Origin of the sequence: Membranihabitans maritimus, assembly GCF_021729145.1 — a bacterium.
Taxonomy (GTDB): domain Bacteria; phylum Bacteroidota; class Bacteroidia; order Chitinophagales; family Saprospiraceae; genus Membranihabitans; species Membranihabitans maritimus.
The window spans coordinates 1-415 of the sequence record NZ_JAJSLW010000079.1 but is presented as its reverse complement, the minus strand read 5'-3'; the positions used below and the strand labels follow the sequence as shown (position 1 = coordinate 415).

1 protein-coding gene is annotated in these 415 nt (G+C 48.9%); it reads left to right on the top strand.

Annotated features, from left to right (window positions below):
* A partial coding sequence (locus LVD47_RS23385; RefSeq protein ID WP_236981142.1) for a transposase occupies positions 1 to 415 on the top strand: 415 nt, incomplete at both ends.

The window sequence follows — 415 nt, the reverse complement described above, 5'->3', positions numbered from 1 at the left end:
TCAGTCGACTCAAATACGGTATTAAGGTTTATAATTTGAACGGCGAGCCGATCCAGTTACTTGCCGATCTGCGCAAGGCTTTTCGCAACGGAGCCCGTAAAATCGACTGCCCTGTCCTTTTATCAAAACGAAAAGTGCCCGTTCGGCTCATCGTCTTCCAGCGCCCTGAGAACCAGTATGAACTCCTCTGTCAGCGCCGCCAAAAAGACCGACATCACCGTGCGGCTCACGATGAAGACTACTATGAACAATTACGATACACCGTTTGGATTACCAATGTGGAGGCCCACGTAGCCGACGCCCAAACCATCGGACAACTCTATCGCTTGCGATGGCGTATCGAAATTCTCTTTAAATGTTGGAAAAGCCATCTCCACCTCGATCAAACTTTTCAAAAAATTACCTCCGCCAACCC